Origin of the sequence: Bradyrhizobium sp. 1, assembly GCF_023073315.1 — a bacterium.
GTDB lineage: Bacteria > Pseudomonadota > Alphaproteobacteria > Rhizobiales > Xanthobacteraceae > Bradyrhizobium.
In genome coordinates, this window is the sequence record NZ_JADPJH010000010.1 from 76,090 (window position 1) to 93,324 (window position 17,235).

Here is a 17,235-nt window from a genome sequence, read left to right on the forward strand (position 1 = left end):
GCGACGGCGTCTTCAAGGCATTGGGAATCAGAGGTCCAGCACCAGACGCGCCGGGTCTTCCAGGCTCTCCTTGACGCGAACCAGGAAGGTGACGGCTTCCTTGCCGTCGATGACGCGGTGATCGTAGGACAGCGCCAGATACATCATCGGGCGGACCTCGACCTTGCCGCCGATCGCCATCGGCCGCTCCTGGATCTTGTGCATGCCCAGGATGGCGGACTGCGGCGCGTTCAGGATCGGGGTCGACATCAGCGAGCCATAGATGCCGCCGTTGGTGATGGTGAAGGTGCCGCCCTGCATCTCGTCGATCTTGAGCTGGCCATCACGGGCGCGGCGGCCGAAATCGGCGATGCCCTTCTCGATGTCGGCGATCGACTTGTTGTCGCAGTCGCGCACGACCGGCACGACGAGGCCCTTGTCGGTGCCCACCGCAACGCCGATGTGATAGTAGTTCTTGTAGATCAAATCGGTGCCGTCGATCTCGGCGTTGACGGCCGGGATGTCCTTCAGGGCCTGCACGACGGCCTTGGTGAAGAAGCCCATGAAGCCGAGCTTCGAGCCGTGCTTCTTCTCGAACGCATCCTTGTAGTGGGCACGCAGCGCCATCACGTTGGTCATGTCGACCTCGTTGAAGGTCGTCAGCATGGCCGCGGTGTTCTGCACGTCCTTGAGGCGGCGCGCGATGGTCTGGCGCAGCCGGGTCATCTTGACGCGCTCTTCGCGGGCAGCGTCATCGGCCGGCGAGGCGCTGCGAACCTGCACGGCGGCGGCAGGCTGGTTGACCGGGGTCGGCGCGGAGGCTGCACGCTCGATCGCGGCAAGCATGTCGCCCTTGGTGACGCGGCCGTCCTTGCCGGAGCCCGGAACGGTCGAGGCGTCGACGCCGGTCTCGGCGGACAGCTTGCGCACGGACGGGGCGAGCGGCGCATCGGCCGGCGGCGCCTTCGGAGCCGGCGCGGGAGCCGCAACAGCGGGAGCCGGAGCGGCAGCGGCGGGCTTCGCGGGGGCAGCGGCCGGCTTGGCGCCGGCGGCGCCCTCGGTGATCTGGCCGAGCAGCGCGCCGACCGCGACGGTGGTGCCGTCGGCGGCGATGATCTCGCTCAGCGTGCCGGCGGACGGCGCCGGGACTTCGATGGTGACCTTGTCGGTCTCGAGCTCCACCAAGGGCTCGTCGACGGCAACGGCATCGCCGGCCTTCTTGAACCAGCGGCCGATGGTGGCCTCGGTGACGGATTCGCCGAGGGTCGGCACACGAATTTCAGTCATGGTCTTTTCCTTAAGGAGATCGCCGATGCGGTCATGAATTCCGGGTGTCATCGGCCCGCGAAAAACAGGCCATCCAGCAAGCGGGACGCATCGCATTCACGAGGACGTCGCAACTTGCTGGATGCCCCGCCCTTGTGCGCGATTACGCAGCGGGGCGGGGCATGACGCAGTTAAAAAAGTTCAGCTCAGTGCTTCGTCCAGGAACGCCTTCAACTGCGCCTGATGCTTCGACATCAGACCAGTCGCGGTCGCAGCGGAAGCGGCGCGACCGACGTAACGCGGACGCCGGCTCACACCATTGGCCTGGTTCAGCACCCATTCCAGATAGGGCTCGATGAAGTGCCACGCACCCATGTTGCGCGGCTCTTCCTGGCACCAGATCACTTCCGCCTTCTTGAAGCGGGACAGCTCGGCCACCAGCGCCTTCAGCGGCACCGGATAGAGCTGCTCGACGCGCATCAAATAGATGTCGTCGATGCCACGTTTCTCGCGCTCCTCGTAGAGGTCGTAATAGACCTTGCCCGAGCACAGCACGATGCGGCGGATCTTCTCGTCCGGAACGAGCTTGGTCGCCTCGCTCGGCTGCATCTGGGCGTCATCATACAGGATGCGGTGGAAGGTCGTTCCCTTCGCAAGCTCCTCCAGACGCGACACCGCCCGCTTGTGGCGCAGCAGCGACTTCGGCGTCATCACGATCAGAGGCTTGCGGATCTCGCGATGCAGCTGGCGGCGCAGCACGTGGAAGTAGTTTGCCGGCGTAGTCGGATAGACCACCTGCATGTTGTCTTCGGCGCACATCTGCAGATAACGCTCCAGACGCGCCGAGGAGTGCTCAGGTCCCTGGCCCTCATAGCCGTGCGGCAAAAGGCACACGAGACCGGACATGCGCAGCCATTTGCGCTCGCCCGAGGAGATGAACTGGTCGAACACGACCTGCGCACCGTTGGCGAAGTCGCCGAACTGGGCTTCCCACAGCGTCAGCGTGTTCGGCTCGGCGAGCGAATAGCCGTATTCGAAGCCGAGCACGGCTTCTTCCGACAGCAACGAGTTGATGACCTCGTAATGGCCCTGCTCGTTGCCGAGATGGTTGTACGGCGTGTAGCGGCTCTCGTCCTCCTGGTCGATCAGGACCGAGTGGCGCTGCGAGAAGGTGCCGCGCTCCGAATCCTGTCCGGACAGCCGGACATGGTGGTTCTCGTTGAGCAGCGTGCAGAACGCCAGCGCCTCGCCCGTCGCCCAGTCGATGCCGGCGCCGGTGTCGATCGCCTTCGAGCGGTTCTCGAGGAAACGCTGGATGGTGCGGTGGGCACGGAAGCCGTCCGGCACCTTGGTGATCTTGCGGCCGATATCCTTCAGCGCGGCGATGTCGACGCCGGTCACGCCGCGACGCGCATCTTCTTCCTGATCGGCGATCTTGAAGCCGGCCCATTTGCCGTCGAGCCAGTCGGCCTTGTTGGGCTTGTAGCCGGAGCCGGCTTCGAGCTCGGCATCGAGCCGCGCGCGCCAGTCGGCCTTGGCCTTGTCGACCTCGCCCTCGGTCACCACGCCTTCGCTGATGAGGCGGCGGGCATAGAGCTCCAGCGTCGTGGGGTGAGCCGCGATCTTCTTGTACATCACCGGCTGGGTGAAGGCCGGCTCGTCGCCTTCGTTATGGCCATGCCTGCGGTAGCAGAACATGTCGATGACGACGGGCTTGTGGAACTTCTGCCGGAACTCGGTCGCGACCTTGGCCGCGAACACCACGGCTTCCGGATCGTCGCCGTTGACGTGGAAAATCGGCGCGTCGATCATCTTCGCCACATCAGACGGATACGGCGAGGAGCGCGAGTAACGCGGATAAGTGGTGAAGCCGATCTGGTTGTTGACGATGAAGTGCACGGAGCCGCCGGTGCGGTAGCCCTTCAGGTCCGACAGGCCGAAGCATTCCGCGACCACGCCCTGGCCGGCGAACGCGGCGTCGCCGTGCATCAGCAGCGGCATCACCGAGATGCGCTGGTCCGGCGGATCGCCATGCTGGTCCTGCTTGGCGCGGACCTTGCCGAGCACCACGGGATCGACGATCTCGAGATGCGAGGGGTTCGCGGTCAGCGACAGATGGATACGGTTGCCGTCGAACTCGCGGTCCGAGGACGCGCCGAGGTGATATTTGACGTCGCCGGAGCCTTCGACCGCGTCGGGATTGGCCGAGCCGCCCTTGAACTCGTGGAACAGCGCGCGGTGCGGCTTGCCCATGACCTGGGTGAGCACGTTGAGGCGGCCGCGATGCGGCATGCCGACCACGACTTCCTTCACGCCGAGATTGCCGCCGCGCTTGATGATCTGCTCGAGCGCGGGGATCAGCGATTCAGCGCCGTCGAGACCGAAGCGCTTGGTGCCGGTGAACTTGGTGTCGCAGAATTTTTCGAAACCTTCGGCTTCGACCAGCTTCATCAGGATGGCGCGGCGACCTTCGCGGGTGAACGAGATCTCCTTGTCCAGCCCTTCGATGCGCTCCTGGATCCAGGCCTTCTGCGCAGCGTTGCTGATGTGCATGAACTCGACGCCGAGCGTCTGGCAGTAGGTCCGCTCGCAGAGCGCGGTGATCTCACGCAAGCTGGCATATTCGAGGCCGAGCACGTGATCGAGGAAGATCTTGCGGTCGAAATCGGCTTCGCTGAAACCGTAGGTGCGCGGATCGAGCTCTTCGCGATTGCGAGGGGCTTCGATGCCGAGCGGGTCGAGCTTGGCGTGGAAGTGGCCGCGCATGCGGTAGGAGCGGATCAGCATCAGGGCGCGGACGGAGTCGCGCGTGGCCTGGAGCAGTTCGGCGGACGTAATGCCGGCGCCCTTGTCGCCCCCCTTGGCCTGCGCCTTGGCGGCGATCTTGGCACCGACAGCCTTCTCGACTTCGGCCCAGTTGCCGTCGAGGGCGGAGGTCAGATCGTCCTGCGGGGTCAGCGGCCAGTTGGTCCGCTCCCAGGACGGGCCCTCGGCGTTCTTCCGGACGTCGGCGGGCTGGTCGTTGAGGCTCTTGAAGAACTCCTGCCACTCGGCGTCGACCGAGGACGGGTCCTTCTCGTAGCGGGCATAGATTTCGTCGATATAGGTGGCGTTTGTGCCCTGCAAAAAGGAGGAGAGGGCAAAGGCTGCGTTCGCGTCTTGGCGAGACATACTTGAGTTCCTGGCGATTTTTTCGGTTCGCGCATAACAAACGGCGCTGGCGCTGGGCTCCCCGGCAGAGGCCCAGCGCGACAGGCACCATTTACCCTATTTGCTGCGAAACTTCGCCCGGAAAAGCACGAAGGAGTGAATTAGCCCTTCAATATTTCGGCAAGCGTGTGGCCGAGGCGGGCGGGAGACGGCGAGACTGTAATTCCTGCCGATTTCATCGCGTCGGTCTTGGAACCGGCATCGCCCTTGCCGCCCGAAATGATCGCGCCGGCATGGCCCATGCGGCGGCCGGGAGGTGCGGTCACGCCGGCGATGAAACCGACCATCGGCTTCTTGCGACCGCGTTTGGCTTCGTCCTTGAGGAACTGGGCGGCGTCTTCCTCGGCGGAACCGCCGATCTCGCCGATCATGATGATCGATTCAGTCTTGGGATCGGCCAGCAGCATTTCCAGCACGTCGATGAACTCGGTTCCCTTGACCGGGTCGCCGCCGATGCCGACCGCGGTGGTCTGGCCGAGGCCTTCCTGGGAGGTCTGGAACACGGCTTCGTAAGTGAGCGTGCCGGAGCGGGAGACGATGCCGACGGAGCCGGTCTTGAAGATGTTGGCCGGCATGATGCCGATCTTGCACTCGCCGGCGGTCATGACGCCCGGGCAGTTCGGCCCGATCAGGCGCGACTTGGACGCCGCCAGCGAACGCTTCACGCGCACCATGTCGATGACGGGAATGCCCTCGGTGATGCAGACGATCAGCGGGATCTCGGCGTCGATGGCTTCGCAGATCGCGTCGGCCGCACCCGGCGGCGGCACATAGATCACCGACGCATCGGCACCGGTCTTCTCACGCGCCTCGCGCACGGTGTCGAACACCGGCAGGCCCAGATGCGTCGCGCCGCCTTTGCCCGGCGAGGTGCCGCCGACCATCTTGGTGCCATAGGCAATCGCGGCCTCCGAATGGAAGGTGCCGTTCTTGCCGGTAAAGCCCTGGCAGATGACCTTGGTGTTCTTGTCGATCAGGATGGACATGAGGTCTGCTTTCGCGAACTAACGAGTGAGAGGTCAGTGGATGCGGCGGTAGACGCCGGTGAGCACGTCAGCCCAACCTTCAGCGTCCGGCGAGAACTGGATCTTCAACGAGTAGGAATCCTCATTGATGATTTCGTAGACGTGGCGCGCATTGCCGCGGAGCGAGCCGCGCACCAGCGTCAGGGTCTTGCCGACCCACCCGCCAGAGGCGGGCGAGGGCGGCGTGTAGCCGAGTGAATCGTACCAGAACAATTTGTAGGTCCGGTCGTCACGGTCCCAGGTGAAGATGCCGTGGGTGGCGAAGCTCTGCTTGCCGTCGCGGATCTGGACCGCGTCCTGGATCAGGTAGAATCCATTGAGGTCCATGCGTGCGACGGTGTGCGAGGTGGCCGGGCCGCCGTCGTTCCAGCGCGACGGGAAGACCACCTCTTCGCCATTCCATTCGCCGGCGAACGCGGCGAGACGCGCATGCTCTGCAAGTGGGGATGATGCGGCGAGATGGTCCTGGGTCATGGCCTTAGCCTCCCTTGACGGCCTTCACGATCTTCTGCGCGGCGTCGTCGAGATTGTCGGCGGGCACCACGTTCAGGCCTGATTCACGGATGATCTTCTTGCCCTGCTCGACATTGGTGCCTTCGAGGCGAACCACCAGCGGCACGCTGAGACCGACTTCGCGGACAGCAGCGGTGACGCCTTCGGCGATCACGTCGCACTTCATGATGCCACCGAAGATGTTGACCAGGATGCCCTTCACGCTCGGATCGGCAGTGATGATCTTGAAGGCGGCCGCGACCTTCTCCTTGCTGGCGCTGCCGCCGACGTCGAGGAAGTTCGCCGGCGCCATGCCGTAGAGCTTGATGATGTCCATCGTCGCCATCGCGAGACCGGCGCCGTTGACCATGCAGCCGATATTGCCGTCGAGCGTGACGTAGTTGAGGTCGTACTTGGACGCCTCGATTTCCTTGGCGTCTTCCTCGGTCTCGTCGCGCAGCGCGAGCACTTCGGGATGACGGAACAGGGAGTTGTCGTCGAACGAGACCTTGGCGTCGAGCACGCGGAGCTGGCCCTGCTTGGTCACGACCAGCGGGTTGATCTCCAGCATCGACATGTCCTTGGCGACGAACGCCGTATAGAGCTGCGCGGTGAGCTTCTCGGCCTGCTTGGCGAGATCGCCGGACAGCTTCAGCGCGTTGGCGACGGTGCGGCCGTGATGGCCCATGATGCCGGTCGCGGGATCGACCGAGAAGGTCACGATCTTCTCGGGGTTGTTGTGCGCGACGTCCTCGATGTTGACGCCGCCTTCGGTCGAGACGACGAAGGAGACGCGCGAGGTCTCGCGGTCGACCAGGATCGAGAGATAAAACTCCTTGTCGATGTCGGAGCCGTCCTCGATGTAGAGGCGGTTGACCTGCTTGCCGGCGGGGCCGGTCTGGATCGTCACCAGCGTGGCGCCGAGCATCTGCTTGGCAAACTCGGAGACCTCGGCGGCCGACTTGGCGATGCGGACGCCGCCCTTGTCGCCGGCGGATGCTTCCTTGAACTTGCCCTTGCCGCGGCCGCCGGCGTGGATCTGGCTCTTCACCACATAGACCGGACCGGGGAGCGCCTTGGCAGCGGCATCCGCATCGGCGGGGTTCAGGACGGCTACGCCCTTAGAGATCGCTACGCCGAACTCGCTGAGCAGCGCTTTGGCCTGATATTCATGGATATTCATATGGTCGCTCCCTGAACCCGCGGGCGGTGACCACATGGGCCCACCTCAGTCTTGTGGCTGGCATACCATATACCACAGGAACTGCAACTCGGATTCTTTGACATCGATCTCTGGACTGCGGAATTGCTCGAACTTGCCGGATCTCGCTTGACGCGGGGCCCGGAAATGAAACCGCCGAAGACCGGGTTTCGGTCTTCGGCGGGGATTGGTGTGACCTTAGCGGCCGAGAAGATCGGGGGCGATCTTCTTGCAGGCATCGACCAGGCCCTGCACCGCGCCGACCGACTTGTCGAAGGCCTCGCGGTCCTTGCCGGCGAGCTCGATCTCGACGACGCGCTCGACGCCCTTGGAGCCGATCACGACGGGCACGCCGACATACATGTCCTTCACGCCGTATTCGCCGTTGAGGTAGGCGGCCGAGGCCAGCACGCGCTTCTTGTCACGCAGATAGCTCTCGGCCATCGCGATCGCGGACGCCGCCGGCGCATAGAAGGCCGAGCCGGTCTTGAGCAAATTGACGATCTCGGCGCCGCCGTTGCGGGTGCGGTCGACGATCTCGTCGAGGCGCGCCTGCGAGGTCCAGCCCATCTTGACGAGGTCGGGCAGCGGGATGCCGGCGACGGTGGAGTACTTCACCAGCGGCACCATGGTGTCGCCGTGGCCGCCGAGCACGAAGGCGGTGACGTCTTCGACCGAGACGTTGAACTCGTCGGCCAGGAAGTAGCGGAAGCGCGAGGAATCCAGCACGCCGGCCATGCCGACGACCTTCTTGTGCGGCAGGCCGGAGGCCTTCTGGAGCGCCCAGACCATCGCGTCGAGCGGGTTGGTGATGCAGATGACGAAGGCGTCGGGGGCGTACTTCTTGATGCCGGCGCCGACCTGCTCCATGACCTTGAGGTTGATGGAGAGGAGATCGTCGCGGCTCATGCCGGGCTTGCGCGGCACGCCGGCGGTGACGATGCAGACCTTGGCGTTGTCGAGGGCTTCATAGGAGTTGGCGCCGGTGTAGTGGGCGTCAAAACCGTCGACCGGCGAGGACTGCGCGATGTCGAGCGCCTTGCCCTGCGGCACGCCCTCGGCGATGTCGAACATCACGACGTCGCCCAGTTCTTTCAGGCCGATGAGGTGAGCCAGCGTTCCGCCGATCTGACCGGAGCCAATCAAAGCAATCTTGTCGCGCGCCATGTGAACCTGTCCTCTAGACATCCAGGAGGGAAAACTGAGTGGGTGGTTATCCCTTTCGCTTTCTCCGTTCAAGTCGCCGGATGCCCATTTGTCGGGCTTGCCGCGTATACAAGCGCAATCCGGTCATTCCCCGGTGGGACGAAGGTCGCGAACCCGGGATGCCCCCTTAACAACAGGTTTAGGACTTAAGTCTCCACCAGGCCCTTGGTGGAGCCGCTGGCGGTGGAATCCTTACGGCCGTGAGCCAGCGCCAGATAGGATTCCGAGCTCATCTCGATCAGGCGCGACGCCGTCCGCTTGAACTCCATGGCCTCGTTGCCCTCATGGGCGAGGTAGAGCGAGATCGGGTTGGCATCGGCCGAGGCCATCAGCTTCACGGCATTGTCATAGAGCGTATCGATCAGCGTGATGAAGCGCTTGGCGGAATTGCGCTGGGAGAGGTCCATCACTGGAATATGGTCGACCAGGATGGTGTGATAGTCGTGGGCCAGCCTGAGGTAGTCGGATGCACCCAGCGGCTTCTCGCAGAGATCGGCGAAGGCGAAGCGCGCCACGCCGTGAGCCGAGCACGGCACGTGCAGGATGCGGCCCTTGATCGCGATGTCGCGCGACTTGCATTTGGCGTTGCCTGATATCTTCGACCAGGCGCGGTTGAGCGCTTCGTCGGCATCGCCATCCGCCGGCGTCAGCCACATCGGCACGCCCTGGAGCTTTTCCAGCCGGAAGTCGGTGCGCGCATCGAGCCGCGCGACGTCCATATGGTCGGTGATCTGCTTGATGAAGGGCAGGAACAGCGAACGGTTGAGGCCGCCCTTGTAGAGATCGTCGGGCGCGACGTTGGAGGTTGCGACCACCACGGTGCCGAGCTCGAACAATTTGGCGAACAGGCGCCCCAGGATCATCGCATCCGCGATGTCGGTGACGTGGAATTCGTCGAAGCAGAGCAGCCAGCTCTCCTCGAAGATCGCGTTCGCCGTGAGCACCATGACGTCGCCATCGGCGATCTCGCCGCGCGCGATGCTCTGGCGATAATCGTAGATGCGCTCATGCACATCGGCCATGAATTCGTGGAAATGCGCGCGGCGCTTGTGCTCGACGGTCGAGTGCTGGAAGAACAAATCCATCAGCATGGTCTTGCCGCGACCGACCTCGCCGTGGATGTAGAGCCCGCGCGGCGCCTCGTCCTTGTCGCTGCTGAACAGGCGGGCGAGCAGGCCCTGCTTGCGCTGCGGCTTGTAGTTGGCGAGCCGCTGGTCAAGCGCCGCATAGGCCTCGGCGACCTCGGCCTGCGCAGCATCGGGCTCGATCGCGCCGGACGCGATCTGGGCCTGGTATGCCTCGCGGAATGAGGAATTCGGAGTGGAGAGCATGGCCCTTTACCGCCAGAGATGGGCGGAAATTGCAACCATCTATTGGCGCAACGGCGTATGCGCCCGGCCCTTCGAGGAATGATCGCGCGTAAACACGGACCTCAATGCAGGTGCGTGCTCGACCTGCCAAACGGATCCATTCTTGCGCTTCTCGAGGCTAGAATATACCTATTGAGGAACCAAGGAACCTCGGCATGGCGCTTAGCATCAAGGACCCTGAAACGGAGCAATTGGCGCGGGCTCTGGCGCAATTGACCGGCGAGAACATCACGACCGCGACCAAGCGCGCCATCGAAGAGCGATTGCGCCGGCTCGGCGGTCAAACCCGCAAAGACGCGCTACTGGAAGACATGGCCGAGATCAGGCGACGCTGGAGCGAAATGCGAGTCGTGGATGACCGCACGCCTGAGGAAATTCTCGAATACGACGAGCATGGGTTGCCACGCTGATGGTGATCGATACATCGGCGATCGTGGCAATCGCACTCAATGAAGCCGATGCAGCGAATATCGAGCGATTGATCGTGGACGATCCGATCCGCCTGATCTCAGCGGCAACGGTGCTTGAAGCAACGATGGTGATCGAGACACGGTTAGGTGATGCGGGCGGGCGCGAGTTCGATCTCTGGCTCGTCAAGATCGGCGCCGAGATCGTGGCGGTCGATGCTGGACAAGCCGATGCAGCACGGCGCGCCTGGCGGCGCTACGGGAAAGGGCGGCACGCCGCGTCGCTCAATTATGGGGACTGCTTTTCCTACGCGCTGGCTATGACCCGCAACGAGCCGCTGTTGTTCAAGGGCGAGGACTTCGCGAAGACCGACGTCGCTCGCCCCGGCATGGCGCCGCGATAACGACGCGACGAGCCAAAGCATAATGAAGTCTCACTCACACAACTCGTAGGCGTCCTCGACCACGTAGGGGCCACCGCCCGTCGATGCGCGGGACGAGAACAAGACAAAACGTTCGGCCGTGAACGCCTTGCTCGGAAAATAGCCGCGCATCGAGAGATAGTCGGCGACGTCGCGGTCGGTGGCGTCGTGCAGGCGGGCCAGCGTGACATGCGGGATGAACTTGCGTCCCTCGGGGTCGAGGCCGATCCGCTGCATCAAGCGTTCGAGCTCGGCCTGCAATTCCATCAGCGGCTTGCTCGGCGCGATGGTGGCGACCACCGCGCGCGGCTTGCGGCCGCCAAAACTCTGCAAGCCCTGCACCTTGACCTCGAACGGCTTGCGGTCGACGCGAAACAGCATCGAGGCGATCTCGTTGGCGGACAGGCCGTCGATATCGCCGATGAAGCGCAGGGTGACGTGATAATTTTCGGGATCGATCCAGCGGGCGCCTGGAAGGCCACCTCGCAAATTGGAGAGCGTCTGGCAGACCTCGTCCGGAATTTCCAGACCAGTAAACAAACGCGGCATCGTTTCGCACTCCCGATGCTTGGGCATGATCCCTCAAGGAGAGATCATATCCAAATTTTAGAGCCGGCGACGAATCATCTGTAGCTTGATTCCTATCGCGTTTGTGTGACTCTGCGAAGAGTCGCGCGCCTCACTCCGGTAAAACACTGGGAATTAGGGTTAGCGCTGCCTGCTTTTCATCATCGCTGCTCGCTTATGTTGCGCAAAAATGCCTCCACGGTGGGCATCATGTTGCCGACGATGATGTCGACGCCGGCCGCGGTCGGATGAATGCCGTCGGCCTGGTTGAGCTTGGCGTCAGCCGCGACACCGTCGAGGAAGAACGGATAAAGCGGCACGTCGAATTTTTTCGCCAGATCCGGATAAATCGAATTGAAGCGCGCGGCATAGTCGGCGCCGTAGTTCGGCGGCGCCAGCATGCCACACAGCATCACAGGGATATTGCGCGCCTTGAGACGCTGGACGATGTCGGTCAGCGCGGCGCGCGTCAAATCGGGATCGATGCCGCGCAGCGCGTCGTTGGCGCCGAGCTCGACGATCACCCCTTCGGTTCCGTCAGGGACCGACCAATCGAGCCGGTCGCGGCCGCCGGAGGAGGTGTCGCCGGACACCCCGGCATTGGTCATGTCGACGTCTATGCCTTTGGCCTGCAAGGCTTTTTGAAGTTTGGTGGGGAACGCCTGCTGGGCCGGAAGGCCGAGGCCGGCGCTTAAGGAATCGCCGAGAACGACAAGTTTGAGCGGTTTTGTCGCGTCCGCCCAAGCCGGGTTCACAACCGTCATCAAAGCGAGCATCAACACGGCTATGTGCATGAAGAATCCGTAACGCCTCTCGACCGCGCGTACGGAGTTGCCATATGACCGGACCATGGACACTCGCATCGAATCCTCTTCGCTCACCGCCTCGGCGGACACCATCGCCATCTCCAACGTCAATCTGTCATTGGGCACGGGGGCGGCACGCGTTCACATCCTCAAGGATATCAGCTTGCGGGTCGGCTCGGGCGAGACGATCGGCCTGATCGGCCCGTCAGGCTCGGGCAAATCCACGCTGCTGATGGTGATGGCGGGGCTGGAGCGTCCTGATAGCGGAGAGGTGGTGGTGTCAGGCACGCCTTTCAATGCCCTCGACGAAGACGCGCTGGCCCGCTTCCGCGGCCGCCAGGTCGGCATCGTCTTCCAGTCCTTCCACCTGATCCCGACCATGACCGCGCTGGAGAACGTCGCGGTGCCGCTCGAGCTTGCCGGCAATCCGGATGCTGCGAAGCGCGCGGCGCAGGAGCTGCAATCGGTCGGGCTCGGCGATCGCCTGCATCACTATCCGACGCAGCTCTCCGGCGGCGAGCAGCAGCGCGTCGCGCTCGCGCGCGCGCTGGCGCCCGACCCCGCCATCCTCGTCGCGGACGAGCCGACCGGCAATCTCGACGAGACCACCGGAAAGCAGATCGTCGATCTGCTGTTTAGCAAGCATACCGAGCGCGGCATGACCTTAGTGCTGGTGACGCACGATTCCTCGCTGGCGCATCGCTGCGATCGCGTCATCCGCCTGCGCTCGGGCCGCATCGACACGCAGTCTGCTCCCGCATGAGCTCGGCAGTCGAACCGTTCGCGAAGCCCAACGGCGTCGCGCTGGCGCTGCGTTATGCGCTGCGCGAATTACGCGGCGGCCTGCGCGGCTTCTATGTCTTCATTGCCTGCATCGCGCTCGGCGTGATGGCGATTGCCGGCGTCGGCTCGGTGTCGGCAAGCCTGAGCGACGGTCTCGCCCGCGAGGGCCGCACGCTGCTTGGCGGCGACGTCTCGTTCGTATTGTTCCAGCGCGAGGCCAAGCCCGAGGAAGTCGCCTTCCTGCGTTCGCGCGGCACCGTCTCGACCGCGGCAACCCTGCGCGGCATGGCGCGCTCGGCCGACGGCCAGCTCGCGCTGGTCGAGATGAAGGCGGTCGACGACACCTATCCGATGCTCGGCCAATTGACGCTGGCGCCACAGCTGGCGATGTCCGATCTGCTCGCGGAGCGCGACGGCGCGTTCGGCGCCGCCGCCGATCCGACGCTGCTGGCGCGAATGTCGCTCAAGACCGGCGACCGCGTCACCGTCGGGTCTGCGACCTTCCAGATCCGCAGCACGGTCGAGGCCGAGCCCGACAAGCTCGCCGGCGGCATCGGTTTTGGTCCGCGTTTCCTGATCAGCGAGGCGGGCCTGAAGGCCACCGGACTGATCCAGCCCGGCAGCCTGGTGCGCTGGGTCTACCGGGTGAAGCTGCCTGATATCGGCAACAGCGAGCGCGCCACTGAGGCCTTCATCGCGGACTCGCGTAACGCTGCGCCGCAGGCCGGCTGGGAAGTCCGCAGCCGCTCCAATGCCTCGCCGCAGCTCGAGCGCAATATCAGCCGCTTCACACAGTTTTTGACCTTGGTCGGCCTTGCCGCGCTGCTGGTCGGCGGCGTCGGCGTCGCCAACGCCGTGAGGAGCCATATCGACCGCAGGCTCGAGGTGATCGCGGCCCTCAAGGCCGTCGGCGCGACGGGCCGCGACGTGTTCGGCATCTATCTCGCGCAGGTTCTTCTGCTGGCCGCGATCGGTTCGGTGATCGGGCTCGCACTCGGCGCCGCCATGCCCTTCGCCATCGTCGGCTTGTTCGGAAAACTGTTGCCGCTGCCGGTGGTGCCGGCCGTGCATGCCGATGAACTCGCGCTCTCCTTCGTCTATGGCCTGCTTACCGCGCTCGCCTTCGGCCTGTGGCCGCTCGGGCGCGTGCACGACGTGCCGGTGGCCGCGCTGTTCCGTGACACCATCAGCTCCGAGTGGCACCGGCCGCGCTGGAGCTATCTCGTGTTCATGGCCGTCGTGGTCGCCCTGCTGATCGCGGTGGTGATCGGATTGTCTTTCGACAAGCGCATCGCTGCGGTGTTCGTGGCCTCATCCGTCGTCGTGTTCGCGCTGCTGCGCGGCATCGCTGTCCTGCTCATGACGATCGCGCGGCGGCTGCCACGGTCGCGGCTGCCGATGCTGCGGCTGGCGGTCGCCAACATCCACCGGCCCGGCGCGCTGACGCCCTCGGTCGTGCTGTCGCTGGGCCTGGGCTTGGCCGTGCTCGTCACCATCACCCAGATCGACGGCAATCTGCGCCGGCAGTTCCTGGCCGCGCTGCCCGAGCACGCGCCGTCGTTCTTCTTCATCGACATCCCGAGCACGCAGTCCGCACCGTTCGACGATTATTTGCGCCAGATCGCCCCTGGCGCGAAGGTCGAGGACGTGCCGATGCTGCGCGGGCGCATCGTCGGAGCGCGAGGCGTGCGCGCCGAGGACATCAAGCCCACCACCGATGCCGAATGGGTGCTGCAAAGCGACCGCGGCCTGACCTATACCGCCGAGCTCCCGAAAGGCTCCAAGGTGGTCGAGGGCGAATGGTGGAGCGCCGACTATTCGGGCCCGCCGCTGGTCTCGATGGAGAAGAAGATCGCCGACGGCCTCGGTCTCAAGGTCGGGGACGAGGTCGTGGTCAATGTGCTCGGGCGCGACATCCCCGCCAAGATCGGCAATCTGCGCACCATCGACTGGCAGGGACTCGGCATCAATTTCGTCCTCGTTTTCTCACCGAACGCCTTCAAGGGCGCGCCGCATACCCATATCGCGACGCTGACGGAGAGCGGCGGCACTGCCGAGGCCGACGGCAAGATCATCAAGCAGGTCGCCGACGCCTATCCGATGGTAACCAGCGTGCGCGTGCGCGAGGTCATGGAGACGGTCGGCGCGGTCGTGACCAATCTGGCGCTGGCGATCCGCGGCGCCAGCGCGATCACCCTGATCTCGGCGATCCTGGTGCTGGGCGGGGCGCTCGCCGCCGGCCACCGCCACCGGGTCTACGATGCGGTGATCCTCAAGACCCTGGGCGCGACGCGGCTGCGGCTGCTCGGCGCCTATGCCCTCGAATACCTTTTGATCGGGCTGGCCACCGCGGTGTTCGGCGTGATCGCCGGCAGCATCGCCGCCTGGATGATCGTGACGCGGCTGATGACGCTGAGTTTCGTCTGGCAGGCCGGCAGCGCGGCCGGCGTGGTCGTGGCCGCCCTGATCGTCACCGTCGGGCTCGGGCTCGCCGGCACGCTGCTGGCGTTGAACAAAAAGCCCGCCACGGTGTTGCGCAATTTGTGACAAAAGGTAGCGGCCAGCCGCGCGGGAGCGGAATCGCACGATTCCTGCGATTAACCACGTCCGCTCGTCTGGATTGCAGCCAAGGGCGACATTCAGCCGCGCGTGGACGGTTGCAGCTAATGTGTTAGTTTCCCACATATCGAGTGGGTTCGGAGCCCGGATTGTTAGCCAAAATTTAGTCGGCAGACAGCGGTATCCGAGATAGAATTTGACGAACCGGCGGCATGGCGACCCTCATGCCGGACCGGGCCAACCAACGGGAATTCGACCATGTCGGACCTAGACCGCAATTACGCTTCTCCTTTCGGCAGGGCCGCCGGGCGTGTTGACGCCGCGACGGTCGACGCCGGCCTGCGCGCCTACATGCTGCGCATCTACAATTACATGAGCATCGGCCTGGCCATCACCGGCCTGGCCGCGCTCGGTGTCTACATGGCTGCCGTGACTGATGTTCCGACCCCGGAAGCGGTCCGCGTCGGCAAGCTGTTCCTGACGCCGTTCGGCTACGCGATGTTCGTCAGCCCCCTGAAGTGGCTGTTCATGCTCGCGCCGCTCGCCATGGTGTTCGTGATCTCGGCGGGCATCAACCGTCTCGCTCCCTCGACCGCCCAGATCCTGTTCTGGGTGTTCGCGGCGCTGATGGGCGTCTCGCTGTCCTCGATCTTCCTGGTGTTCACGCACACCTCGATCGTCCGGGTGTTCTTCATCACCGCGGCGACCTTCGGTGCGCTCAGTCTCTACGGCTACACCACCAAGCGTGATCTGACCGGAATGGGCTCGTTCCTGTTCATGGGCCTGATCGGCATCATCATCGCGAGCCTGGTGAACCTGTTCCTGGCGAGTTCGGTGCTGCAGTTCGTGGTGTCCGTGGTCGGCGTGCTGGTGTTCGCGGGCCTCACCGCCTGGGATACGCAGCGGCTGAAGAACGACTACATCTACGGCTACGCATCGGCCGGCGGTGACATCGCAGAGCGTGCGGCCATCACCGGCGCCCTGTCGCTGTACCTGAACTTCATCAACCTGTTCACGCTGCTCCTGCAGCTCCTCGGCCAGCGCGACTAAGCAATACGCACGAGAGAACGGACACGAGCCCCGGCCGAAAGGCCGGGGTTTTTGTTTGGGCCTGGGTGCAGCCACAAACGCCGTCATTGCGAGGAGCTCTCGCGACGAAGCAATCCAGAGTCCCTCCGCGGAGGCATTTCTGGATTGCTTCGCTGCGCGCGCAATGACGGGTGGGGCAACACCGGACCCTCTTCCAGCCGTCCCGGGAACGCTCTAATCTCACCGCCATGTCCGCACCCGATATCAGGCCCACGCTTGAGGCCGACCTTCCCGCCATCACCGCCATCTACCAGCAGGCCGTCCGCGAGGGCACGGCGACGTTCGAGCTGGACCCGCCCGACCTTGCCGAAATGACGCGGCGCTATCGCACGCTGGTCGACGGCGGCTATCCCTATTTCGTCGCCATGCTCGAGGGACGCGTGGCCGGCTACGCCTATGCCGGCGCCTACCGGCCGCGGCCGGCCTATCGCTTCACGGTCGAGAACTCGATCTATCTCGATCCGAGCTTCCATCGCCGCGGCATCGGCTCGTTGCTGCTGGAACGGCTGATCACCGAATGCGAGGCGCGCGGCTTCCGCCAGATGATCGCGGTGATCGGCGATTCCGCCAATGCCGGCTCGATCGGCGTGCACACCCGCGGCGGCTTCAAGATGATCGGCACGCATCCCAATGTCGGGCTGAAATTCGGCCGCTGGCTCGATACGGTGATGATGCAGCGGGATCTTGGCGAGGGCGCGAAGAGCGTGCCGACAAAATAGGTCTCGTAGGGTGGGTTAGCCCCGCGGATTACGCGAAGCGCAAACCGCTAGGCGTAACCCACCTCTTGTGTTTCCGGGTCGACAGAAGTGGTGGGTTACGCCGAGCGACTGCGCTTCGCGCAGCGCGGGGCTAA

The 17,235-nt window shown here is 64.3% G+C and carries 15 protein-coding genes; 6 read left to right on the top strand and 9 right to left on the bottom strand.

Annotated features, from left to right (window positions below; genetic code table 11):
- Positions 1-27 precede the first annotated feature (27 nt).
- From odhB to zapE, 7 genes are all read right to left on the bottom strand, one after another.
- Complete coding sequence (odhB, locus tag IVB29_RS02950) at positions 28-1,266, bottom strand: 2-oxoglutarate dehydrogenase complex dihydrolipoyllysine-residue succinyltransferase (protein WP_247501902.1); 1,239 nt, start codon at positions 1,264-1,266, stop codon at positions 28-30.
- A gap of 180 nt (positions 1,267-1,446) precedes the next feature.
- Entirely contained in the window at positions 1,447-4,416 is a 2,970-nt protein-coding gene (locus tag IVB29_RS02955; RefSeq protein ID WP_247501903.1) for a 2-oxoglutarate dehydrogenase E1 component, read from the bottom strand.
- Positions 4,417-4,556: 140 nt separating this feature from the next.
- On the bottom strand, positions 4,557-5,441 hold the full coding sequence (gene sucD, locus IVB29_RS02960; protein WP_247501904.1) for a succinate--CoA ligase subunit alpha: 885 nt from the start codon (positions 5,439-5,441) through the stop codon (positions 4,557-4,559).
- Positions 5,442-5,474: 33 nt separating this feature from the next.
- Positions 5,475-5,954, bottom strand: a complete 480-nt coding sequence (locus tag IVB29_RS02965) for a DUF1579 family protein (RefSeq protein ID WP_247501905.1) — start codon at positions 5,952-5,954, stop codon at positions 5,475-5,477.
- A 4-nt stretch (positions 5,955-5,958) separates the two neighbouring features.
- Positions 5,959-7,155, bottom strand: coding sequence for an ADP-forming succinate--CoA ligase subunit beta (gene sucC, locus IVB29_RS02970; RefSeq protein ID WP_247501906.1), 1,197 nt, complete (start codon positions 7,153-7,155; stop codon positions 5,959-5,961).
- A gap of 216 nt (positions 7,156-7,371) precedes the next feature.
- Positions 7,372-8,340: a malate dehydrogenase gene (mdh, locus tag IVB29_RS02975; RefSeq protein WP_027533317.1), complete on the bottom strand. Its 969-nt coding sequence runs from the start codon at positions 8,338-8,340 to the stop codon at positions 7,372-7,374.
- A 185-nt stretch (positions 8,341-8,525) separates the two neighbouring features.
- Positions 8,526-9,710, bottom strand: coding sequence for a cell division protein ZapE (gene zapE / locus IVB29_RS02980; RefSeq protein ID WP_247501907.1), 1,185 nt, complete (start codon positions 9,708-9,710; stop codon positions 8,526-8,528).
- 194 nt (positions 9,711-9,904) lie between these two features.
- On the opposite strand from zapE, the gene IVB29_RS02985 reads away from it, so the two are divergent.
- Both IVB29_RS02985 and IVB29_RS02990 read left to right on the top strand, forming a co-directional pair.
- Entirely contained in the window at positions 9,905-10,159 is a 255-nt protein-coding gene (locus IVB29_RS02985) for a type II toxin-antitoxin system VapB family antitoxin (RefSeq protein ID WP_247501908.1), read from the top strand.
- Positions 10,159-10,560 carry a type II toxin-antitoxin system VapC family toxin gene (locus tag IVB29_RS02990; RefSeq protein WP_247501909.1) on the top strand — a complete coding sequence of 134 codons (402 nt, stop codon included), beginning with the start codon at positions 10,159-10,161 and terminating at the stop codon, positions 10,558-10,560. Before IVB29_RS02985 ends, IVB29_RS02990 begins: the two co-directional genes overlap by 1 nt.
- Before the next feature lie 30 nt (positions 10,561-10,590).
- Here IVB29_RS02990 and thpR read toward each other — a convergent pair whose 3' ends face one another.
- Entirely contained in the window at positions 10,591-11,127 is a 537-nt protein-coding gene (gene thpR, locus IVB29_RS02995; RefSeq protein WP_247501910.1) for an RNA 2',3'-cyclic phosphodiesterase, read from the bottom strand.
- A 179-nt stretch (positions 11,128-11,306) separates the two neighbouring features.
- Complete coding sequence (locus IVB29_RS03000) at positions 11,307-11,939, bottom strand: arylesterase (protein WP_247502338.1); 633 nt, start codon at positions 11,937-11,939, stop codon at positions 11,307-11,309.
- Positions 11,940-11,994: 55 nt separating this feature from the next.
- Here IVB29_RS03000 and IVB29_RS03005 point away from each other — a divergent pair, with 55 nt between their 5' ends.
- From IVB29_RS03005 to IVB29_RS03020, 4 genes are all read left to right on the top strand, one after another.
- Positions 11,995-12,714 (top strand): ABC transporter ATP-binding protein, encoded by a 720-nt coding sequence (locus IVB29_RS03005; protein WP_247501911.1) that lies wholly within the window; start codon positions 11,995-11,997, stop codon positions 12,712-12,714.
- Entirely contained in the window at positions 12,711-15,281 is a 2,571-nt protein-coding gene (locus tag IVB29_RS03010; protein ID WP_247501912.1) for an FtsX-like permease family protein, read from the top strand. Before IVB29_RS03005 ends, IVB29_RS03010 begins: the two co-directional genes overlap by 4 nt.
- Positions 15,282-15,551: 270 nt before the next feature.
- Positions 15,552-16,343 (top strand): Bax inhibitor-1/YccA family protein, encoded by a 792-nt coding sequence (locus tag IVB29_RS03015; RefSeq protein ID WP_247501913.1) that lies wholly within the window; start codon positions 15,552-15,554, stop codon positions 16,341-16,343.
- Between the two features lie 170 nt (positions 16,344-16,513).
- Positions 16,514-17,101 carry an N-acetyltransferase family protein gene (locus IVB29_RS03020; protein WP_346731265.1) on the top strand — a complete coding sequence of 196 codons (588 nt, stop codon included), beginning with the start codon at positions 16,514-16,516 and terminating at the stop codon, positions 17,099-17,101.
- Positions 17,102-17,235 lie beyond the last annotated feature (134 nt).